Genomic DNA, 21,414 nt, shown 5'->3' with positions numbered 1-21,414 from the left:
AAGTGGATTTTCCGATTTTCTTGTTAGAGTGGGAAAGGTAACACTTCACACGGGAAAGGAATGACGCTTAGTTTATGAAACGACCTTTCGGAAAGTCACTTGGGCTATCGCTCATGACACTCACTCTACTCGCAAGTCCGCTCATGACGACAACTCCGGTCGACGCGGCAAGTTCATATAAAGAGAAGCAACAACAAAATCAGCAACAACAATCGAAGCAACGCGAGGCGTTGTCTCAAAAAAATAATCAATTATCTAAAGCACAGCAACAAGTCTACGCCCTGGATCAACAAATCAATGGGCTGACATTACAAGTCGTCGAGAATCAAAAGAAGATCGACGAAAACACGAAACAGATCGCTCGATTAGAAGATAAGATCGAGAAGTTACAAAAGAAAATCAAGAAGCAAGAAAAAATGCTCGGTGATCGCTTGGCAGTTCGCCAGTCTAAAGCTGATAACGCCCCGCTCCTTGAAGCCGTCTTCGGCGCAAAAGATGTCGGTGATATGATCAGCCGTTTCAATGCCTTTAATACAATTGCGGAAAGCGATGCTTCTTTGTTAAAAGATTACGAATCAAACAAAAAAGAACTGGCAGCTGCGAAAGAAGAACTAAAGCAGACACGCCAAGACTTGATTGAAGATCGTAATGTTTTAAAAAAGAAACAACGTGAACTGAAACAAGAAAAACAAAAGCGCACAGCACTTTTGAAGCGTCTGACGTCGCAAAAGAAAAAAATCGAATCTAACATCCTCAGCCTGAAAGAGGCATCGGCCCAACTGAAGGCACAGGAAGCAGCTGAAAAAGCAGCAGCCCGAGCAGCAAAGGCTGCTGCCGCAAAAGCTGCGAAACAATCAGCAGCTCCAGCATCTGTTAGTAAGGCTAGTACGAAAGTCATCTCAAAAGCAAAAGGTAAATTCATCAAACCTGCTCAAGGCTCTGTTTCGCAAGGAATGGGTGCAGCAAGCGGAAGTAATGGTTATGCGTACCACAATGGAACCGACTTCGCTGGTCCACTCAACTCGCCAATCGTCGCGTCTGCAAGTGGAACAGTCATTTTAGCAAGTTCAGGTGGTCCTTACGGCAACCACGTCTATATCTCTCATAATATCGACGGAAAAACGTATACGACCGTTTATGCCCATATGAATGCCTTGAACGTCAAACAGGGACAACAAGTCAAACAAGGACAGCAAATCGGTGTTCTCGGAAGCACCGGTAACTCGACTGGTCCACACTTGCATTTTGAAATCCACGATGGTGGGTACCAGTATGATGCGAATGGACGGACGAATGAGCTCGATCCAGAAAGCTTCTTCTAAGTCGATTCAAGAAAAAGTGCACTTCTTCTCTTCCGAGAAGAAGTGCACTTTTTGCTGTGTTCATTAAATTTTGAATTGATGTGTCTGACTATCAAGCGACGTCGTCGTTGACTCAAGTTCTTGCATCAATTGATGAATCTGTTCGAACGATGCCTGTTGATCGCGCATCGATGCAGCAATCTCTTCATTTCCAGCTGCAAGTTCTTCCATGACGCCACTGACTGTGCTGACTTGACCAACGACATGGCGGGCTTGTTCTTTCGAATGAACGAGTTGTTTCGTTACATAATCAAGTGTTTCTGTCACGTTTGCTACCTTTTGACGCGTCTCGCCGAATGCTTGTTGAACGTGTGTGAAGTTCTCGACCTGGTTTGTCTGCTCCCGCTCTGCTTGCACGAGTGCTTCTTGTAAGACAGCACCGTCCTGACGAATTGAACGGACGAGTGAGAAGATTGAGCGCGTCGCCTCGTGTGTCTCGTCGGCTAACTTTTTGACTTCACTTGCTACGACGGCAAATCCACGACCGGCTTCCCCTGCCCGCGCCGCTTCGATGGCCGCGTTGAGTGACAATAAGTTCGTCTGTGCGGAGACTCCGGCGACGAGTTGTGCCATCTGTTCGATTTGTTGCGTCTGCTCTAGGAAACCTTCCAGTTTCTGACCGAGTTCGCGATTTTGTTCTGTTGACGCGCGAAGTGACCGTGCTTGCTGTTCCATGACGGAACTACTTTGAACCATCACGTGATCGGCCGCCTGTCCTTCTGCATAAGCGGTTTGCGCGCGTTGTTCACTCTCTTCAAAGAGCTGTTGCATATCGGACATCGTACTGACTGTCGTCTGGATATCGTCCGACACCGTTTGAGTACCACTTGCCATTTCATTGATCGCATGGGTCATGTTGCCAGAAACTTCAACGATGTTTGCGTTCTCTGTCGTTGCTTCCGTACTCATCTGACGAATCGTATTCGACGAACGACTGATCGTTCCGATGACCTCATGCAAAGTTCCTTGCATCTGCGCAACCGCTGTCTCGAGTCGACCAATCTCATCTTTTCGACCGGATACGACTAATTCCTGCGATAAGTCTCCGTCCGAAATCTGTTCTGCTGTCCGGACGACACGGCTGATCGGTCGTGTGATGCTACGTGCGAAGTACCAGTTGTATAACGCAAGACCAATCAGGAGAATGAATGTCGCGATCAATACGGTCCGCGTCAGGTTCAATGTCTCGTCTTTTGCTTCACGTTGTAAGACATCATAAAACTCTCCATTTTTCGTATGTAACGTGTATAGATCACTGAGGACACCTTCGATTCGTGCGGCATGGGAGCGAATCTCAATCGGATTCATTGCGTCCGTCAGTTCCATCCGTTTCGCAGAAAGCGTCTTATATTTCATATCCGCCCGGTTCAACTCTTCTTGGAATGCCGGAATCAAATATGTCTTTTGTAGCTGATTCAATGCTTGTTCGTTCTTTTTACTAAGAGCCTGTACTTGCTCCGCCTGACTTTCAGACGGTTGGCTTGCTAGTCGGTTCCATGCTGCCTGTTCATATAAGAGCTTCGTTTCAAGCTCTGAAATCTCAACGAGCTGTTTCCCGTAATCTTCGTTATAGGACTGAATTTGACGGAGTTGGAACAATGTCCATCCCATCAAGATGACGACACTCAAAATCGTCACTAACGTTGAGAGTAAAAATCGTTTCCGTAACGTCATTGAATCGTCACCTTACCTTCGAGCACGTCTTGTTGTAGCTGCTCTAATTTTTTTCGTTCCCCGTCCGTAAAGTTCGTGTTTCGGATTGGAGCCAATTGGATTGCCCCTTCTTTGACACCCAGGACGACTTGTCCGGACTGTAGACCTTTCGCAGCCACATCTTGTCCGATTTTCGTAATCGCAAGATCAACTTGTTTTAGCATTGACGTCATGACAGCGTCAGGCGCGATCGGAGTTTGATCGCTATCGACACCGATCGCTTTTTTCCCCTTCGTTTGCGCTGCCTCCAGGACACCGCTTCCCGTCAATCCAGCAGCTGCGTATAATACGTCTGCCTTTTTCTGCATCATTTCGTTTGCGAGCGTCCGTCCCTTTTCCGGGGCTGCAAAGTCCTCTGCGTACTCGACGAGTACTTTCGTTTTTGGATTGACTGCTTTAGCGCCAGCTATGTATCCTTTTTCAAATTTCTCGATCAGAGGCGACTTCATCCCACCGATGAAACCAATCGTGTTCGTCTTCGTTTGAATCCCTGCAGCCGCACCCGCTAAGTAACTTCCTTCGTCCTCTTTGAACGTAACCGAGAGTACGTTCGGTAACGTCGATACAGCATCAATCAAAGCGAATTGTTGTTTTGGATATTTTTTAGCAACGGTTTCAAGATCCGTCTGCCCCATAAAGCCAAGCCCGACGATGACGGTCGGTTTCTTTTTCGCTAACGCTTCGAATGCTGCTTTATAAGTCTTTGTTTCATTCAACTCTCGGTAATCGATCGACCAGCCTTCCTTCTCCCGTAACAACGCCATACCACTCATCGCCGCATCGCTGAATGATTGATCGCCAAGACCCACATCCGACAAGACGACTGCCATTTCCTTCCGCTCCTTGACTGCCCGTTCTGGATCATCGATGACACTGCCGCACCCTGCGAGGCTAAGTGTCGATGCCAGTATGATTCCACTCCATCGTTTCATTCATTCCACATCCTTCCGACATTCTACATCTGATTATCGGAAGCGATGTCCGACTTCTTAATACAAAATTTAAATTCAGAATAGTCCCATAAAAAAACATGCCCCTCTAAACAAGAGGGGCATGCCAGATATTCTTAGTAGTCGCTGTCAGACGAACCGCCTGTAACGATTGCGATTCCTGCTGATGCACCAATGCGCGATGCACCTGCATCGATCATTGCTTTTGCACCTTCGAAGTCGCGAACACCACCAGATGCTTTAACACCGATGTCAGGACCAACTGTCTCACGCATGAGACGGATGTCTTCAACTGTTGCACCACCCGTTGAGAAACCAGTCGATGTCTTCACGAAGTTAGCACCTGCTTTAACTGAAAGTTCAGCAGCTGTTTTGATTTCTTCTTTTGTAAGAAGGCAGTTTTCGAAGATGACTTTAACGAGTGTACCGTTTGCCGCTTCGACAACCGCACGAATGTCACGTTCTACTAACTCAAGATCACCATCTTTTAATGCGCCGATGTTCAAAACCATATCGATTTCTGTAGCACCGTTTTGGATCGCATCCTTTGTTTCGAATGCTTTCACTTCTGGAGTGTTTGCTCCAAGCGGGAAGCCGATGACTGTACAGACTTTGACGTCATCATCTGATTTTAAGAGTTCTGCTGCTAACGCGACGTAAGTTGGGTTAACACAGACGCTTGCGAATTTGTATTCTAATGCTTCTTTACAGAGTGTTTCGATTTGAGCACGTGATGTTTCTGGCTTCAGTGCCGTGTGGTCGATCATTCCTGCTAAATTCATGTTTGTTGTCCTCCTTAAGGGTATCCCTTAGACTCTGTTTTTATTCTATCACGCAAGAGGTCAGACTTCTATCTTTTTACGCGACTTTTCGGAGCTGTTTTTTCCGAATCCAGACACCATTGAGCGTAAAGACGATCGCTGCTGTCCAAATACATGTAAACGCCACCATGTGCGTTTTAGTAAACGGCTCGTGATAGAGCAATACACCGAGTCCAAGTGACAAGGTCGGTGCGACGAATTGAAGGAATCCGACCCATGTGAACGGAATTCGTTGTGCCCCGAATCCAAATAACAAAAGTGGAACGGCGGTGACGATCCCGGTCAAGATGAGTCCGGTCATCGTACCGACGGATTCGGTCATCGAAGACGACCCTTGTACTTGCCAATACCCGAGGAAGATCAAAGCCAGCGGAAGCGGCGCCATCGTTTCTAGCGTCAAACTGACCGTTGATTCCAGCGGTCGCCGCTTTTTGACGACGCCGTAAAAGCCGAAGCTTAAGGCAAGAGCGATCGAGATCCATGGAAACTCACCGTAACCAATCGTCAAAATCAAAACGCCGATTGTCGCAAGGACAATCGAGATCCATTCAATCCGTGAGAGCTTTTCTTGAAAGAAAAAGACACCGAAGACGATACTGACGAGTGGATTGATGTAATAGCCAAGCGATGCCTCAACGATGAATTGATGATTGACGGCCCAAATATAGATGAACCAATTTAGACTGATGATCAGTCCGTTCAAGAAAAAGAGTCGACGTGTGAACGGATCGCGTAACGCCGTCTTCCATTTCCCAAGAGCTTTTTGAAACGACAATAAGATGAGCAGAAATAAGAACGACCAGATAATCCGGTGTGCCAGTATCTCTTCACTCGGTACATTGGCGAGCATCTTCCAGTAGAGCGGTAAGAGTCCCCAAATGATATACGCGACAAGTGTCGCGAAGAATCCAGGTAGATTCATGTATTCCCTTCTTTCGTTATGACACTTTCTTCATTCGCATCTTTCCTGCCGATAAACCGCTGATCGTAAATAAAGCAACGGCAATCCAAATGAACAGGAAGGCGATGAAGTGAATCGTCGTAAAGACGTCATTAAATAGATAAATTCCAAGTAGTAGCGTCAACGTCGGAGCAATGTATTGGAGAATCCCGACGTAGACGAACGGGATTTTCGGCATCCCGTATCCGAATAACATCAATTGGACTGCTGTTGCGATCCCGAGCATGATGATCGCAACCAGCGCACTCATTGGCATCGCAAGCGGTTGACTATCTGTCACACCAAGCGTCAAGAGAGCGAACGGGAGCGTGACCAGTGTCTCTAGAAATAATCCGGATAATGGTTCCGCTGCCGCCTTTTTCTTCAGTACACCGTAAAAAGCAAACGAGACGGCAAGTGAGAAGGCGATGATCGGAAATTGACCATAACCGAGCGTTAGAATCATCACACCGATGATCGCTGATAAGATGGCGATGATTTGCGGACGCGTCAGACGTTCCTTAAAAAAGATCAAACCGAACAAGACGCTGACGAGCGGATTGATGTAATACCCGAGTGACGACTCAACGATATAGCCTTCCCCGATGGCGTACAGATAGAGCGACCAATTTCCACCTAGTACAAGCCCTGCTGCAAGCACGGTATAGCGCTGGCGTTTGTTTTGCCACAGTTGACGAACGAATCGGAATTTCTTCGTCAGTCGCAGTAATAACGTCACGAAGATGAACGCACTCAATATCCGAATTGAAACGACCGTCCATGCTGGAATACCAGTTGCAAATACTTTGTAGATCGGTAATAGTCCACCAATTACGTAGGCGACGAATGTCGCACTCATACCCCGTTTATCCACGGTCATCCCCCTTATGTATGAAGAAAGCCGCCAATGGCGACTTTCATTGAACCTTATTGCCCGTCAAGCGTCGTAAACAATTCGCGTAATTCCGCTTCCGTCAAATCACGCCAAGAACCGATCGGTAAATCACCGAGCTCGATGTTCATAATTCGGACGCGTTGCAGGCGTTTGACCCGATAGCCGAACTCTTTACACATACGGCGAATCTGACGATTTAACCCTTGTGTCAAAATGATCCGGAACGTCCGTGTCTCGAGCGGCTCAACGATACATTCTTTCGTCGTCGTACCGAGAATGTCGACTCCACTCGCCATGCCTTGAATGAACGTATCCGTAATCGGTGCGTCGACGGTCACGATATATTCCTTGTCGTGATTGTTTTCCGCTCGTAAGATCCGGTTGACAACATCACCGTCATTCGTCAACAGAATCAAACCGTCTGAATCCTTATCGAGACGACCAATCGGGAAAATCCGCTTCGGATGGTTGACGAAATCGATGATGTTTCCTTCGATATCAAGCTCCGTCGTACATGTGATGCCGACTGGTTTATTTAAGACGATGTAGACAGGTTTTGGTTTCGTTTGGAGTGGTTGACCGTCGATTTCGACGACGTCCGTCTCTTCAGCTTGCGAGCCGAGTTCTGCCGTCAGACCGTTGATTGTCACACGACCTGCGTCGACTAATTTATCGGCAGCACGCCTTGAGCAAAAGCCCGTTTCACTAATGAATTTGTTGATTCGCATGAATGATATCCTCTTTCCTTAATTGAACTGTATTCAGTGTAGCGCATTCCTGAAATGAAAACAAAATAACATGCGATGCTTCTCTAAGTAAGAAAAGCAATGCATGTCGTCCTTAGTCTTCAATGCAATGATTGATTCATTGTTTTTTCTTATCTATGTTTAAAAACGTCAAACAAGTAATACTTATTATTAGCACGACCAGAATGATTGAACTATGCGCAACTGCATCTTGATTAAATAAAACGATGAACATCAATACTGTTAAGGTGACTGATAGAACTGATAATCCGTTTGTTTTCATTTTGGAAAATTCCTTTGTATGTGAAGTAATATGCCACTGTTACAAGGCTTTATTTCTGGTAATCATCTACTTATAAAAACCATAACATAAAATCATTTTCTAAAATGAATCGATTACAAGTTGTTTTAAAAATCTAAAGCACCTTATATAGTAACGTAAGAAAACAGCCCCTATTTCGAGGCTGTTTTCTTATATGCGTATATCAAGATCGCTTTTACGAATCATTAGACCGCAGCGCCTTTTAATGTCTGCATGATTCGAACGAATTGACCGTGATTCATCGGATAACCGGCTTTCGTGATTTTGACACGAACGAGTTGACCGATCATTGACTCATCGCCTTCGATTGCGACACGCAAATAGTTATCCGTATAACCGACGAGACGACCGCCTGCTTCCTCCGAGAATTCTTCCGGAATGATCTCAAGCAGTTCTCCTTCGTATTTCGAAGCATATTCCTTCGCGAGTTGATCCGATAAAGCGATCAAACGCGCGACGCGTTCTTCTTTGATCGATTCCTCGACTTGATCCTCCATCATCGCAGCTGGTGTTCCCGTCCGTTTCGAGTACGGGAAGACATGCAACTCACTGAACTTATGGTCATTGATGAAGTTGAACGTTTCCATGAACTCTTCTTCCGTCTCACCTGGGAAACCAACGATGACATCCGATGTGATCGCACAGTCAGGAAGGACTTCCTTCAGACGCGTGATCCGTTCTCCGAATTCTGCCATCGTATACTTCCGGCGCATCCGGCGAAGGACCGTATCCGATGCCGACTGGATCGGAACGTGCAAGTGACGAACGACGATCGGCGAATCCTTCAGGACATCAAGTACCTCGTCCGTGATTTGACTCGCTTCAATCGACGAAATGCGTAAGCGTTCAAGTCCATTGACAGATTCGAGTGCTTTAAGTAATTTTGCTAAGTTGTAGTCTTTCAAGTCTTCTCCGTATCCACCTGTATGGATTCCCGTCAAGACGATTTCTTTGTAACCCGCATCAACGAGCTGTTGTGCTTGCTTCAAGACATCTTCTGGTTGACGAGACCGCATGAGACCACGCGCCCATGGGATGATACAGAACGTACAGAAGTTGTTACAACCTTCCTGAATTTTCAGCGAAGCCCGTGTCCGGTCCGTAAAGGCCGGTACATCTAGTTCTTCATAGACTTTTGCTTTCATGATGTTTCCGACCGCATTGATTGGCATGCGCTCTTCTCGGAATTGTTCGATGTATCCAATCATTTTATGCCGATCTTGCGTTCCGACGACGACATCGACGCCAGGAATCGCCATGATCTCAGCAGGAGACGTTTGGGCATAACAGCCCGTTACGCAGATGACACTATCCGGATTTTGGCGAATCGCCCGTCGGATGACTTGGCGACTTTTCTTATCTCCGGTATTCGTGACCGTACATGTATTGACGACATACACGTCCGCATGATCAGCAAAATCAACGCGTGCGTAGCCAGCGTCCTTAAACAGTTGCCAGACAGCTTCTGTTTCGTAATGGTTGACTTTACAGCCAAGCGTTTGAAAGGCAACAGTTGCCATTTCGTTCACCCTTTCAATTCAAAATGATACGAGACGGCGGAAAGGACATAAAATGGTGCCGTTTCCGTCCGTAAGATGCGGCGCCCTAGAGCGGCTTTTTTAAAACCAGCCTCCGTCAAACGTGCGATTTCTGCTTCAGCGAACCCACCTTCAGGTCCGATGACGACAAGAAGGGAATCGCCCTCTTGCAATCCAGCAAGCGTCGTAGCGAGGACGGAGGCCTCCCCTTGTTTCGCTGATTCTTCATAGGCAACCAGACAAGCCGTGTAGTTCGATGCATCCTGTAAGACTTCATCATACGCCACGAAGTCGACTATCGGCAAGTGGGCACGGTACGATTGTTCCGCTGCTTCCTTGACGATTTTTTCGAGTCGTTCAATCTTTTTCGGAACCTTCTTTTGATCCCATTTCGAGACGGAACGGTCGGCTTCGAAAATCCGTAGATGATGGATCCCGAGTTCCGTTGCTTTTTGGGCAACGAGTTCGATTTTATCGCCTTTTGGCAATCCATGGGCGATCGTCACACGAATCGGTAACTCCGTCTCAATCGGTAGCGTCTCTTCGATCCGGGCAGAAGCCACTTGTTTATCGAGTGCTTCCAGGCGGCACCGGTAAAGACCTGTCCCGTCGAGTACGAGAATCTCTCCGCCGACTTCCATCCGCATGACGTTTTTCATATGGTGTGCGTCGTCTTTCGGGAGATGAAACACATCTCCCTGACGCATCGAGGGCTCGACGAAATACCGTTGCATGCGTTTACGCCTCCCGTTTCGCGATGATCGCGACCCAGTCCTCAAGCTTCGTCGTCTCGACGATTGTGAAACCTGCTTCTTGCATCGCTTGTACGACCATATCCTTCTTCTGACTGATGATACCGGAAGCGATGAAATGACCGCCTGGTAACGTCAATGTATAAGCATCCTTGACGAAGAGAAGGATGACTTCCGCTAAGATGTTCGCGACGATCAACTCGACCGGCTCACTCAATTCCTTCATCAAGTCGCCTTGACGGACCGTGATCTGCTCACTGACTTCGTTCAAAGCGACGTTTTCCGTCGCTGATTTGACAGCGACTTCGTCTAAATCGAGTGCAAAGACATCCTTTGCCCCAAGCTTCGCAGCTGCAATCGCTAGGACACCGGATCCCGTTCCGACATCGACGACACGGTCTTGCTCTTGCAAGTAGTTCTCAATCGCTTGAATACAGAGGACCGTCGTCGGGTGTGTTCCCGTTCCGAATGCCATACCTGGATCGAGCTCGATGATTTTTTCATCCGGTTGTGGTGTATAATCTTCCCACATTGGGACGACGGTCAGATGGCGACTAATTTTGACCGGCTTATAGAATTGTTTCCATGAATGAGCCCAATCTTCTTCATCTACTTGAGTCAGCGTGACAGCACCCGTGCCAATCGACAAACCGAAGTTCGTCAACTGCTGGATATCATGTTCGATGCCTTTGATCGTGTCCGTCAAATCGCTGCTTTCTGCAAGATACGCCTTCACGAGTACACCTTGTGTCGGATACTCGTCTCGTTTCGTCTCATCCCAAATTTCACCGAAGTTATCTTCGCGGTGGGACATCATCTCGAAATCTTCGACGTCCTCGATGACGACTCCGCTTGCTCCCGCTTCATGTAAGATGTTTGAAACTGCTTCGATGGCTTCTTGTGTCGTATGGACACAGATCTCTGACCATTTCATTTCTTGTCACGCTCCTCTGTAGTGATCACCCTGTAAAGAATGTCTTGATCCGGCTGAAGACACCTTCGTGTTGCTCTTCGACACCTTTTTCATCGCTAATTTCATTGAATTCCCGTAAGAGTTCTTTTTGACGTTCCGTCAGATTCTTCGGTGTAATGACGACGACATTGACGTACTGGTCGCCATGGTGACCGGACCGAACGTTCGGCATCCCTTTTCCGCGGAGACGGAATCGTGATCCTGTCTGTGTTCCGGCTGGAATCTTCAGACTGACCTTACCGTGAACAGTTGGCACTTCGATCTCATCGCCAAGTGTTGCTTGCGCGAATGTCAGTGGCATATCCATGACGATATGATCGTCGACACGTTCGAACAATTCATGTGCTGCGACACGAACGACGACATACAAGTCACCCGCTGGTCCACCGTTGACACCGGCTTCCCCTTTTCCTGCTAAGCGGATTTGTTGCCCATTGTCGATCCCTGCTGGAATTTTGACACGGACATCTTTGTTTTTACGAACGCGACCGGCTCCACGACATGTTTCACATGGCTCCTTGACGATTTGTCCACGGCCATGACATGTCGAACATGTCGTTTGGTTGACGACACGACCGAACATCGTGTTTTGTTCGACGTTGATATGCCCCGAACCACCGCATCGTTTACATGTTTCCGGATGTGTTCCTGGTTTAGCACCTGAACCATGACAAGTACCGCAATCTTCTTCGACTGGAATCGTGATCGTCTTCTCGACGCCTGTGACCGATTCCATGAAGTCGATTTCCTCGACGTATTGTAAATCCTGTCCTTTACGTGGTGCGTTTGGATCTTGACGACGTCCGCCACCGAAGAACATGTCAAAGATATCGCCGAATCCTTCTGCTCCACTGAATCCACCGCCACCTTGTGATGGATCTTGGTGACCGAATTGATCGTAACGTGCTCGTTTATTGTCATCGGATAACACTTCATACGCTTCCGATAGTTCCTTAAATTTTGCATCCGCATCGGCTTCCTTATTGACGTCTGGGTGGTACGTCCGGGCAAGCTTACGGTACGCGCGTTTGATTTCCGCTGATGAGGCATCGCGCGCGACGCCTAGTACTTCATAATAATCGCGTTTTTCCACGTGCAGTCTTCCTCTCTCTATTCCGATTCATTTCATACTGTTTGATTTTACCGAACTTCGTGCGACATGGAAAGAGCCAAAGCGCGGATACGCTTTGGCTCTCTCTAGCGCCCGAAAAATCGGTCGGATGAATTACTTGTTGTCTTTCTCGTCGACTTCTTCGAACTCAGCGTCCATGACGTTATCGTCTTGGCTACCAGCTTGTGCGCCTTCAGCGCCAGCTTGTTGCTGTGCCATGTTCTCGTAGACTTTTTGTGTCAACTCTTGAACAACTGTCGACAATTCGTCTTTTGCAGAACGGATTGCTTCGATGTCTGTTCCTTCGAGAGCTTTTGTTACTTTTTCTTTTGCAGCTTCTGCTTTTTCTTTATCAGCGTCAGCGACTTGCTCACCGAGGTCTTTGATTGCTTTATCTGTCGCGAAGACGAGTTGGTCTGCTTCGTTGCGTAATTCGACTTCTTCTTTACGCTTGTTATCAGCATCCGCGTTTGCTTCTGCATCTTTGACCATTTGCTCGATGTCCGCTTCAGTCAAACCGCTTGATGATTGGATCGTGATCGACTGTTCTTTGTTCGTTCCGAGATCTTTCGCAGAAACGTTAACGATACCGTTCGCATCGATGTCGAATTTAACTTCGATTTGTGGCACGCCACGTGGTGCTGGTGGAATGTCCGTCAATTGGAAGCGACCAAGTGTTTTGTTATCTGCTGCCATCGGACGTTCCCCTTGGAGGACGTGGATGTCAACAGCTGGTTGGCTGTCTGCTGCAGTTGAGAAGACTTGTGATTTTGAAGTCGGGATCGTTGTGTTACGATCGATCAATTTCGTCATCACGCCACCCATTGTCTCGATACCGAGTGAGAGTGGAGTTACGTCGAGAAGAACGACGTCTTTGACGTCTCCTGTCAATACGCCACCTTGAACCGCTGCACCGAGGGCAACGACTTCATCCGGGTTAACCCCTTTGAACGATTCTTTACCAGTGAAGTCTTGGATTGCTTTTTGAACTGCAGGAATACGAGTCGAACCACCAACGAGGATGATTTTGTCGATTTTGTCTGGTGTCAGACCTGCATCGTTCATAGCACGGCGTGTTGGTTCCATCGTACGTTCAACGAGATCTGCTGTGAGATCGTCGAATTTCGCGCGTGAAAGCGTCATTTCCAAGTGAAGTGGACCTGATGCGCCAGCTGTGATGAACGGAAGGCTGATTTGTGTTGAAGAAACACCTGAAAGGTCTTTTTTCGCTTTTTCAGCTGCATCTTTTAAACGTTGAAGCGCCATCTTATCTTGAGCAAGATCGATGCCGTTTTCTTTTTTGAATTCTGCTACGAGATGATCGATGATTTTTTGGTCGAAATCATCTCCACCGAGACGGCTATCACCAGCAGTTGAAACAACTTCAAAGACACCGTCACCGAGTTCAAGGATCGACACGTCGAACGTACCGCCACCAAGGTCATAGATGAGGATCGTGTGGTCTTCGCCTTTTTCGAGACCGTATGCGAGTGCTGCCGCTGTAGGCTCGTTGATGATCCGTTTTACGTCAAGACCAGCAATCGTACCAGCGTCTTTTGTCGCTTGGCGTTCTGCATCGTTGAAGTAAGCTGGTACTGTGATGACAGCTTCTGTGACTTTTTCACCGAGGTAGTCTTCTGCTTGTGCTTTTAATTTTTGAAGAATGATTGCAGAGACTTCTTGTGGTGTGTAGTCTTTGCCTTCGACTTCTACTTTATAGTCCGTACCCATATGACGCTTGATCGACATGATCGTGTTCGGGTTCGTGATCGCTTGACGTTTTGCGACTTCCCCTACTTGGCGCTCACCGTTTTTGAATGCGACGACAGATGGTGTCGTACGGTTTCCTTCTGCGTTAGCGATGACGACCGGTTCGCCACCTTCCATTACTGCGACACATGAGTTCGTTGTACCTAAGTCAATACCAATGATTTTTGCCATGATCTATTTCCTCGCTTTCAATGATTGGAATAATAAAGTGCAAGCTGATTACTCAGCTACTTTGACCATACTCGGACGAATCACACGATCGTGCAATTTGTACCCTTTTTGGAATTCAGCGATGACGATACCTGATTCGTGTTCTTCGCTCGCTTCTTGAACGACTGCTTGGTGTAAGTTCGGATCGAACGCTTCACCGACAGCTGGAATCTCGACGACGCCTTCATTTTGAAGCGTTTCAACGAGTTGACGTTTTACCATCTCGACACCCGTCAAGACGGATTTCGTCTCATCGTTTTCTGTCTCGATTTGGAGCGCACGGTCCAAGTTATCGACGAGCGGCAATAGCTTTTCGACGATCGCTTGTGAAGAATACTTCGCGCGGTTCTCCGCTTCGACACGGTTGCGACGTTTGAAGTTCTCAAAGTCCGCACGGAGGCGTAACTCTGAAGCTTTTGCTTCTGCGAGTTGTGCTTCGAAGTCTGGTTTCTCGTCTTCGACGAGATCCGCTTGGATGACTTCTTCTTCTGTGACTTCGACGGTTTCAGTCGGCTCTGTCACGTTTTCTTCTTGTTGGAGGTTTTGATTCTGTTCTTTTTCTTCCACTCTGAATCGAGCCCCTTTCTATATTCAATCCAAATTGTTCTTATGCAATTCGGTTTGGAATGCTTGAAGTAGATGGATGATCGAGTTGATTCCCCGGTTGTAATCCATCCGTTTCGGTCCGATCAAGGCGAGTGTCCCGATCGAGACACCGTCGACCGAATAATGGGCCCGGATGACGCTACAATCTTTTAATGCATCCACATTGTTCTCACTCCCGATCGTGATCAAGATTTGATTATCGAGATTCGGTCGGAGGAAATCGAGAACGGCTTCTTGCTGTTCGATCAACTCGAGAACAGGTCGTAGTTTGGCAACGTCCTGAAATTCGGGCTGATCGAACATGTTGGCTTTCCCGCCCAGATAGATGAACGGGCGCTCCTCTTGATCCGTCAAGACGAGATCAAGTGCCTTCGAGAGCAATACCGTCTGTTCAGAATGCTCTGAACGGAAGCGACGGATTTCCTCAAGCAGGCGACTGCGTAAGGCTGAGAGCGGCGTACCGCGTAACGTCTGATTCAGACGTTCCATCAGGCGGCTCGCTGCTTCTTGGGACAACGCTTGATTCAATTGCAATGTCTTGTGTTCGACATGCCCCGTCTCCGTGACGAGAACGATGACGACACGACCCTCGGCAAGTGGAATCAATTCTAAATGATGCAGGCGTTGTCCGTCTTCTTTTGGTCCAAGTACAAGCGTCGTGTAATGGGTTAAATCGCTCAACAGGTCTGCTGTGTGCCGAATCAACCGATCATTCTCATTCACGGAATGGGCAAAGAGTGATTTCAATGCCTGTGCTTCTTTTGGTGTGATGCTTTCCGGACGAATCAGATGGTCGACATAAAAACGATATCCGAGTTCGGAAGGAATCCGTCCTGCGGAAGTGTGTGGCTTTTCAATCAGACCCATCTCTTCGAGGTCCGCCATCTCGTTACGAATGGTCGCGGAACTGAACGTCACGTCGTCTCGCTTGGAGAGCGTCCGTGAGCCGACGGGTTGAGCAGTCTTGATGTAATCATCGACGATTGCACGTAAAATCAACAATTGACGATCCGTCAGCACCTTCTTCACCACCTTATTTTGTTAGCACTCACTTTTAACGAGTGCTAATTACATCTTTTACTATAAGGAATTGTCCGTCCGATGTCAACCGAATTGCGTGACCCTTTGAACAGTTTCCCATTCTGCGATACAGTGAAACAAAGAACGGAAAGGATGAATCGGATGATTGAATTATTGGCAATGGCAGGAGTCTTTGTCTGGCTGTTCATCGCGGTCATCGGAACGACTGCCTATTTTTTAAGGAAATCAAAAAAATGAAAAGAAGCGGTATTCCTCTTTTAAGGAAACACCGCTTCTTTTCATTTATTTAAAACTCATTGAACCTGCGCTTCACCGATGAACTCTGCGAAGACTTCGTTCGCTAGCGGAACCCCGGCTGGCGTCAAACGGATATGTGTCTCCGTTTGTTCGACGAGACCGTTTGGTAACAACCGTTTCATGACGTCACCAAACACATCTTCAAACGCTACTCCATATTTCGTCCGGAATCGTTCGAGTGATACGCCATCCTTCATTCGAAGTCCAAGGAACATCTCTTCTTCCATCCGCTCGACGTTCGTCAGTGGTGTCTCTTTGCGAACCGGTAACCCTTCCGCCTTGATATAGTGCGGAATCGGTGCGATATTCGCACGACGTGTCTGATTGATGTAGCTGTGTGAGCCTGCACCGAATCCGTAGTACTCATCGTTTTCCCAATAGACACGATTATGCCGGCTCTCTTTTCCAGCTTCCGCGAAGTTCGAGATCTCATACTGCGCATATCCGTCTGCTTCAATCGTGTCGATCATCACTTGATACATCTCCGCCTCGAGATCTTGCGTCGGAAGTGGTAATTTTCCTTTTCGCTCCTGAATCGCAAAGACCGTGTGCGGTTCCAAAATCAATGAATAGGATGAGATATGCGTGATCGGCAATTGAAGTGCCCGCGTGACGTCGTAGCGGACCTGATCGAGCGTTTGGTTCGGTAATCCGAACATCAAGTCGACCGAGATATTGTCAAACCGTTTCGCTGCGGCATCGAGCGTCTGCGCGACTTTCGCTTCGCGGTGCGTCCGACCGATGCGTTCGAGCAACCCGTCGTCAAACGACTGGACACCGAAACTGACGCGATTGACACCACCCGCCTTCATGATATCGAGCTTCTCTTCCGATACACCGTCCGGGTTCGACTCGACCGTATACTCTAAATCATCACCTGTCAGTGGCAACAAGTGCTTCTGGACGATTTCCATCAGCCGTTGCATCTGTGGTTCATTCAAAGCGGTCGGTGTGCCGCCCCCGATGAAGATCGTCTCGAGATGATCCGTCGGATATTGTTTCAGCGTCAGTTCGATTTCTCGTTCGAGTGCATCGAGGTATTCATCGACGGGCTGATTCTTTAAAAAGACTTTATTGAAATCACAGTAATAACAAATATGTTCACAAAAAGGGATGTGGACATATGCGGCGCGTATTCCCATTTCGCCTCATCCTTTCTCTATAAAAACCAAAAAGGGGACGCAAGCGCCCCCCACCTGTTTAATCTTCGTCCATGGATAGAACGGACATGAAGGCTTCTTGCGGTACCTCTACTGAGCCTACCATCTTCATGCGTTTCTTACCTTCTTTTTGCTTCTCGAGCAACTTACGTTTCCGAGAGATATCTCCCCCGTAACATTTCGCAAGAACGTTCTTCCGTAATGCCTTGATCGTCGAACGCGCGACAATCTTCGTTCCGACAGCAGCCTGAATCGGTACTTCGAACTGCATCCGTGGAATCAATTCCTTCAACTTATCAACGATGACTTTCCCGCGTTCGTATGCAAAGTCACGGTGAACGATGAAGCTGAGCGCATCGACGTTTTCGTTATTGAGGAGGATGTCCATCTTGACGAGACGCGACTGTTGGTAGCCGATCAATTCATAATCAAGTGACGCATACCCTTTCGTACTCGATTTCAACTGATCGAAGAAGTCGTAGACGATCTCAGATAACGGCAACTCATACGTGATTTTGACACGTGTCGTATCGATGTATTGCATATCGACGAATGTTCCGCGCTTCTTCTGGCACAACTCCATGATGGCACCAACGTAATCATTCGGTGTCATGACAGCAGCCTTAACGAACGGCTCTTCGATGAATTCGACTTTTTGCTGATCCGGCATCTTCGATGGATTATCGACGTGCAAGACTTCACCCGCTGTCGTCGTCACGTGGTAGATAACCGACGGTGCCGTCGTGATCATATCGATGTTGAACTCTCGTTCGATCCGCTCCTGGATGATCTCCATGTGGAGCATTCCGAGGAATCCACAACGGAATCCGAATCCGAGTGCTTGTGATGTCTCTGGTTCGAACTCAAGCGCCGCGTCACTGAGTTGTAATTTTTCAAGCGCTTCTCGTAAATCGTTGTATTTCGCAGCATCGATTGGATAGAGTCCACAGTACACCATCGGATTCATCTTCCGGTATCCTGGTAGTGCTTCAGCAGCCGGCTGTTTTGCGAGCGTGATCGTATCCCCGACACGTACATCGCCGACCGTTTTGATCGACGCAGACAACGTCCCAACATCACCGACCGTCAATTCTTGCTGACGTAATGGTTTTGGCGTCGCGACGGCAAGTTCCAGAACTTCAAAATCCTTACCTGTCGACATCATCCGAATCTTATCGCCAACCTTAACTGTTCCGTTGACGACTCGGATTGATGCAACGACACCACGATAAGCATCATAGTACGAGTCGAAAATCAATGCTTCAAGCGGTGCAGACGGATCACCCGTCGGCGCTGGTACTTTCTCGACGATTTGTTCGAGAATTTCTTCAATGCCGATCCCTGCCTTCGCAGAAGTCGGAACGGCTTCAGACGCATCAAGTCCGATGACATCTTCGATTTCTTGACGGACGCGCTCGACGTCCGCAGAAGGTAAATCGATTTTGTTGATGATCGGAAGGATTTCGAGATCGTTGTCGAGTGCTAAGTAAACGTTCGCAAGCGTCTGCGCTTCGATTCCTTGCGCCGCATCGACGACGAGGACAGCTCCTTCACAAGCTGCAAGTGAACGCGAGACTTCATATGTGAAGTCGACGTGTCCCGGTGTATCAATGAGATGAAGAATGTAGTCTTCCCCATCTTTTGCTGTATACTTCAATTGAACAGCATTCAGTTTAATCGTGATTCCACGCTCACGTTCGAGATCCATGGCATCAAGTGTCTGGTCTTTCATTTCGCGCGATGTCAGCGCGCCAGTTTTTTCTAAAATCCGGTCAGCGAGTGTCGACTTCCCGTGATCGATATGGGCAATGATCGAGAAGTTACGAATACTCTTCTGCCGCTTTAAACGGTCTTCATTCGTCATGTTTAGAGTCACCTTACCTTATTTTCAAACGTACATACGGTTCATTATACCAAAAAGCGCTTCACTGTACTATCTCGTTTTGTTTTACCCGAAAAACAAAATGTGAAGATTCCCTAGACGTCGTATTGCTTTTAAGAAAAACGTTTGCTACAATTGTGTTTGTTCTGTTGAACGATAACTGCAGATATGCGAATATAAATCTCGAATGAGTTTTATTGGAGGTGAATCATCCATGGCTAACATTAAATCAGCAATCAAACGCGTTAAAACAGCTGAAAAACGCCGCGTCGCTAACGTACAACGTAAATCGGCAATGCGTTCAGCGATTAAAGCAGTCGAAACTTTCGCAGCTGAAGGTAACAAAGACCAAGCGGTCCTTGCTTTCGCTACAGCTTCTAAAAAAATCGACAAAGCTGCTGCTAAAGGTCTCATCCACAGCAACAAAGCTGGTCGTGACAAATCACGTCTCGCTAAACTCGTAAACGCACTTTAATTCTTTCCGAAGAATACGGTGATGGGTCGCCACTAGGAGTTATCTCCAGTGGCGATTTTTTATATGATCTAAAATGGCGGACGAAGGACTCGTGTGAAACGATTCCTTCGTCCGCCATTTGTTGTTTCATTTGTCGTCTAGACGGTCGATCATGACATAGTGAAGACCGATCCCTTCAATAAGGAAGGGTTCTCCGACACGTTCAAGTCCGAGACGCTCATAAAAAGGAAGTGCCGTGACGCGGGCGTTACACCACCAAGCTGTCACTTGTCGTTCTTTCAAGAGACGACGGGCTTCTTCAATCAGCGCCCGACCATAGCCTTCACCACGCACATCTTCACTCGATGCCATGCCGCGAAGCTGATATGTCGCTCCTGGCGCTTGTACATGCGATTGTTCCGAAAAGCTACCGATTGCGACGATTTGTTGTCCTTTTATCCCGCCGAGATGAAACGTCGATGGCAAGGCATCGTCTGGGTAGATACACGCTTCGCGTGGTTGATGCGGGCGCAATACGTCATGCCGTAATGGGATGACTTCTTCTGCTGTAATGATTTGGACTTCCATCATCATTTTCCTCCTCTTATAGCGTCGCTAAGCGAACGATCAACGCATCGAATAGAATCTTCTTATCGCCGCGCCCCGTCTTCATGCCTTCATCTGTCGTCGTGATGGCGATGAGTGCTTGTTCGAGCTGTGCAAACGTAAACCGTTTGGCAGACTGTAATGCCAATTTGATCGCATATGGATGAGCCCCGACTTTTGATGCGATTTGTCGTTCTCCGTATCCTTGTTCTGCTAATCGTTTCGACAGCAGCATCATCCGGTATTGGCGTGCCATCAGTCCAAGAAGGGCCAACACTTCTTGTCCTTGTTTTTCAAGGTCGCGAATCAAGCGAATTGCTGGTTCGAGTTGACGCTTCATCAAGTAGTCCGTTAATTGAAAGACGTTGTCCTCTAATGTCCGCGGAACAAGCAAATCGACATCCTCGATTTCGATCGTTGGTCGATCTCCTGCAAACAACATCAACTTCTCAAGTTCGTGCGCTAATGTCCCCCACATCTCAGCAGTCAAGAAAATAAGCCGCTCGATTGCCGGGCGTTCCATCCGGTAGCCTTTATCATTGACGGCATCCAGGACGAAGCGGAACAACTCTTCAGTCGTCGGTTTCTTCGCTTCTAACACCGTCGCGCGCTCCTTCAATCGTTTGACGACGGTTTTTCGTTCATCGAGCTTTTCTGCTTCGACAATCAAGACAACGACTGCGTAGTCCGCCGGTTGTAGGATATAATCTGCTAACCGTTCGAGGTTATGTTGTTTTTTATCTTTTGCCCCTGTCAGAAACGTTGCAGGTTTTGCAACGACGACGCGATAGTCACTTAAAAAGGGTACTGTCTCCGCCTCATCGAGTACTGCATCAAGCGGTTGGTCGTTCAAATCGATTTTCATATAATCAAAGCGTTCTCCGTCCGGAAGAGCCGCTTTTACGATTTCCCGTTCCCATTCTTCTAACAGGTGTCGTTCTGTTCCATATAATAAGTATAAATTCGCTAATTTTCCGTTGACGAGCCAAGGAGTTTTCATCATTCCCACCACATTTCACAGTTTGTTCTTAACTTCATCATAGATAATCCTCTTTTATTCCGCTATACTAGAAGCGGAATCTATTAAGGGGGAATGCAGCATGGCACATTCAGTACGCCCACCAAGTGAAAACGCGTTCGAGAACGATATTCAATCAAAACGCAACGATGCGCTCGACTCTGCCGTTGGTTTTGGTGCATCATTCGGCTTCTTCGCAGTCTTGTTCATCATCGGTGTCGCAATTAAGTTCTTAAGTCTATAATCAG

General features: G+C 47.6%; 20 protein-coding genes. 3 read left to right on the top strand and 17 right to left on the bottom strand.

The genetic code is table 11. From position 1 onward, the window contains the following. Positions 1–74: 74 nt before the first annotated feature. The gene (locus ESP131_RS06600) at positions 75–1,322 is read left to right on the top strand and encodes a murein hydrolase activator EnvC family protein (RefSeq protein ID WP_029341011.1); all 1,248 of its coding nucleotides are present in this window, start codon (positions 75–77) and stop codon (positions 1,320–1,322) included. A gap of 63 nt (positions 1,323–1,385) precedes the next feature. Here ESP131_RS06600 and ESP131_RS06595 read toward each other — a convergent pair whose 3' ends face one another. The 15 genes from ESP131_RS06595 to lepA form a co-directional block, all read right to left on the bottom strand. Next, positions 1,386–3,035, bottom strand: a complete 1,650-nt coding sequence (locus ESP131_RS06595) for a methyl-accepting chemotaxis protein (protein ID WP_047396344.1) — start codon at positions 3,033–3,035, stop codon at positions 1,386–1,388. Beyond that, positions 3,032–4,006 (bottom strand): BMP family lipoprotein, encoded by a 975-nt coding sequence (locus ESP131_RS06590; RefSeq protein ID WP_029341009.1) that lies wholly within the window; start codon positions 4,004–4,006, stop codon positions 3,032–3,034. Before ESP131_RS06590 ends, ESP131_RS06595 begins: the two co-directional genes overlap by 4 nt. 134 nt (positions 4,007–4,140) lie before the next feature. Next, the gene (gene deoC, locus ESP131_RS06585; protein ID WP_029341008.1) at positions 4,141–4,806 is read right to left on the bottom strand and encodes a deoxyribose-phosphate aldolase; all 666 of its coding nucleotides are present in this window, start codon (positions 4,804–4,806) and stop codon (positions 4,141–4,143) included. Positions 4,807–4,882: 76 nt separating this feature from the next. Beyond that, on the bottom strand, positions 4,883–5,767 hold the full coding sequence (gene rarD, locus ESP131_RS06580; RefSeq protein WP_029341007.1) for an EamA family transporter RarD: 885 nt from the start codon (positions 5,765–5,767) through the stop codon (positions 4,883–4,885). 16 nt (positions 5,768–5,783) lie between these two features. Then, positions 5,784–6,665, bottom strand: a complete 882-nt coding sequence (rarD, locus tag ESP131_RS06575) for an EamA family transporter RarD (RefSeq protein ID WP_231925698.1) — start codon at positions 6,663–6,665, stop codon at positions 5,784–5,786. Between the two features lie 47 nt (positions 6,666–6,712). Then, positions 6,713–7,408, bottom strand: coding sequence for a 23S rRNA pseudouridine(2604) synthase RluF (rluF, locus tag ESP131_RS06570; protein ID WP_029341005.1), 696 nt, complete (start codon positions 7,406–7,408; stop codon positions 6,713–6,715). Positions 7,409–7,933: 525 nt separating this feature from the next. Continuing rightward, positions 7,934–9,268 (bottom strand): tRNA (N(6)-L-threonylcarbamoyladenosine(37)-C(2))-methylthiotransferase MtaB, encoded by a 1,335-nt coding sequence (mtaB, locus tag ESP131_RS06565; RefSeq protein ID WP_047396339.1) that lies wholly within the window; start codon positions 9,266–9,268, stop codon positions 7,934–7,936. Positions 9,269–9,273: 5 nt separating this feature from the next. Beyond that, on the bottom strand, positions 9,274–10,020 hold the full coding sequence (locus tag ESP131_RS06560; protein ID WP_047396336.1) for a 16S rRNA (uracil(1498)-N(3))-methyltransferase: 747 nt from the start codon (positions 10,018–10,020) through the stop codon (positions 9,274–9,276). A gap of 4 nt (positions 10,021–10,024) precedes the next feature. Continuing rightward, positions 10,025–10,972, bottom strand: coding sequence for a 50S ribosomal protein L11 methyltransferase (gene prmA / locus ESP131_RS06555; RefSeq protein WP_029341002.1), 948 nt, complete (start codon positions 10,970–10,972; stop codon positions 10,025–10,027). Between the two features lie 25 nt (positions 10,973–10,997). Further along, complete coding sequence (gene dnaJ / locus ESP131_RS06550; protein WP_023467442.1) at positions 10,998–12,104, bottom strand: molecular chaperone DnaJ; 1,107 nt, start codon at positions 12,102–12,104, stop codon at positions 10,998–11,000. A 132-nt stretch (positions 12,105–12,236) separates the two neighbouring features. Beyond that, positions 12,237–14,063 carry a molecular chaperone DnaK gene (gene dnaK, locus ESP131_RS06545; RefSeq protein WP_029341001.1) on the bottom strand — a complete coding sequence of 609 codons (1,827 nt, stop codon included), beginning with the start codon at positions 14,061–14,063 and terminating at the stop codon, positions 12,237–12,239. 48 nt (positions 14,064–14,111) lie between these two features. Further along, positions 14,112–14,669 (bottom strand): nucleotide exchange factor GrpE, encoded by a 558-nt coding sequence (gene grpE / locus ESP131_RS06540; protein ID WP_029341000.1) that lies wholly within the window; start codon positions 14,667–14,669, stop codon positions 14,112–14,114. 24 nt (positions 14,670–14,693) lie between these two features. Beyond that, entirely contained in the window at positions 14,694–15,728 is a 1,035-nt protein-coding gene (gene hrcA / locus ESP131_RS06535; protein WP_029340999.1) for a heat-inducible transcriptional repressor HrcA, read from the bottom strand. 314 nt (positions 15,729–16,042) lie between these two features. Further along, positions 16,043–17,188: a radical SAM family heme chaperone HemW gene (hemW, locus tag ESP131_RS06530; RefSeq protein WP_083254772.1), complete on the bottom strand. Its 1,146-nt coding sequence runs from the start codon at positions 17,186–17,188 to the stop codon at positions 16,043–16,045. Between the two features lie 58 nt (positions 17,189–17,246). After that, a complete protein-coding gene (gene lepA, locus ESP131_RS06525) occupies positions 17,247–19,070 on the bottom strand; it encodes a translation elongation factor 4 (protein ID WP_029340997.1) in 1,824 nt (607 codons plus the stop codon). Positions 19,071–19,302: 232 nt separating this feature from the next. On the opposite strand from lepA, the gene rpsT reads away from it, so the two are divergent. Further along, positions 19,303–19,563, top strand: a complete 261-nt coding sequence (rpsT, locus tag ESP131_RS06520) for a 30S ribosomal protein S20 (protein WP_023467434.1) — start codon at positions 19,303–19,305, stop codon at positions 19,561–19,563. Positions 19,564–19,689: 126 nt separating this feature from the next. Here rpsT and ESP131_RS06515 read toward each other — a convergent pair whose 3' ends face one another. Both ESP131_RS06515 and holA read right to left on the bottom strand, forming a co-directional pair. Beyond that, entirely contained in the window at positions 19,690–20,133 is a 444-nt protein-coding gene (locus ESP131_RS06515) for a GNAT family N-acetyltransferase (protein ID WP_047396330.1), read from the bottom strand. 13 nt (positions 20,134–20,146) lie between these two features. Continuing rightward, positions 20,147–21,151 carry a DNA polymerase III subunit delta gene (holA, locus tag ESP131_RS06510; protein WP_231681748.1) on the bottom strand — a complete coding sequence of 335 codons (1,005 nt, stop codon included), beginning with the start codon at positions 21,149–21,151 and terminating at the stop codon, positions 20,147–20,149. A gap of 97 nt (positions 21,152–21,248) precedes the next feature. Between holA and ESP131_RS06505 the strand changes: the two genes are divergently transcribed. After that, a complete protein-coding gene (locus tag ESP131_RS06505; protein ID WP_023467431.1) occupies positions 21,249–21,410 on the top strand; it encodes a YqzM family protein in 162 nt (53 codons plus the stop codon). Positions 21,411–21,414 lie beyond the last annotated feature (4 nt).

The sequence above is a fragment of the Exiguobacterium sp. U13-1 genome (genome assembly GCF_001750115.1).
Lineage (GTDB): Bacteria > Bacillota > Bacilli > Exiguobacteriales > Exiguobacteriaceae > Exiguobacterium_A > Exiguobacterium_A acetylicum.
This window is presented reverse-complemented; position numbering and strand designations above follow the sequence as displayed.

Bases quoted from the DNA above. Each gene is read 5' to 3' on its own strand.
- ESP131_RS06590 (WP_029341009.1), bottom strand. From the start codon at position 4,006: ATGAAACGATGGAGTGGAATCATACTGGCATCGACACTTAGCCTCGCA.
- mtaB (WP_047396339.1), bottom strand. From the start codon at position 9,268: ATGGCAACTGTTGCCTTTCAAACGCTTGGCTGTAAAGTCAACCATTAC.
- ESP131_RS06600 (WP_029341011.1), top strand. From the start codon at position 75: ATGAAACGACCTTTCGGAAAGTCACTTGGGCTATCGCTCATGACACTC.
- deoC (WP_029341008.1), bottom strand. From the start codon at position 4,806: ATGAATTTAGCAGGAATGATCGACCACACGGCACTGAAGCCAGAAACA.
- rluF (WP_029341005.1), bottom strand. From the start codon at position 7,408: ATGCGAATCAACAAATTCATTAGTGAAACGGGCTTTTGCTCAAGGCGT.
- prmA (WP_029341002.1), bottom strand. From the start codon at position 10,972: ATGAAATGGTCAGAGATCTGTGTCCATACGACACAAGAAGCCATCGAA.
- ESP131_RS06505 (WP_023467431.1), top strand. From the start codon at position 21,249: ATGGCACATTCAGTACGCCCACCAAGTGAAAACGCGTTCGAGAACGAT.
- lepA (WP_029340997.1), bottom strand. From the start codon at position 19,070: ATGACGAATGAAGACCGTTTAAAGCGGCAGAAGAGTATTCGTAACTTC.
- rarD (WP_029341007.1), bottom strand. From the start codon at position 5,767: ATGAATCTACCTGGATTCTTCGCGACACTTGTCGCGTATATCATTTGG.
- ESP131_RS06595 (WP_047396344.1), bottom strand. From the start codon at position 3,035: ATGACGTTACGGAAACGATTTTTACTCTCAACGTTAGTGACGATTTTG.
- ESP131_RS06515 (WP_047396330.1), bottom strand. From the start codon at position 20,133: ATGATGGAAGTCCAAATCATTACAGCAGAAGAAGTCATCCCATTACGG.
- dnaK (WP_029341001.1), bottom strand. From the start codon at position 14,063: ATGGCAAAAATCATTGGTATTGACTTAGGTACAACGAACTCATGTGTC.
- hemW (WP_083254772.1), bottom strand. From the start codon at position 17,188: ATGGGAATACGCGCCGCATATGTCCACATCCCTTTTTGTGAACATATT.
- rarD (WP_231925698.1), bottom strand. From the start codon at position 6,665: ATGACCGTGGATAAACGGGGTATGAGTGCGACATTCGTCGCCTACGTA.
- ESP131_RS06560 (WP_047396336.1), bottom strand. From the start codon at position 10,020: ATGCAACGGTATTTCGTCGAGCCCTCGATGCGTCAGGGAGATGTGTTT.
- rpsT (WP_023467434.1), top strand. From the start codon at position 19,303: ATGGCTAACATTAAATCAGCAATCAAACGCGTTAAAACAGCTGAAAAA.
- holA (WP_231681748.1), bottom strand. From the start codon at position 21,151: ATGATGAAAACTCCTTGGCTCGTCAACGGAAAATTAGCGAATTTATAC.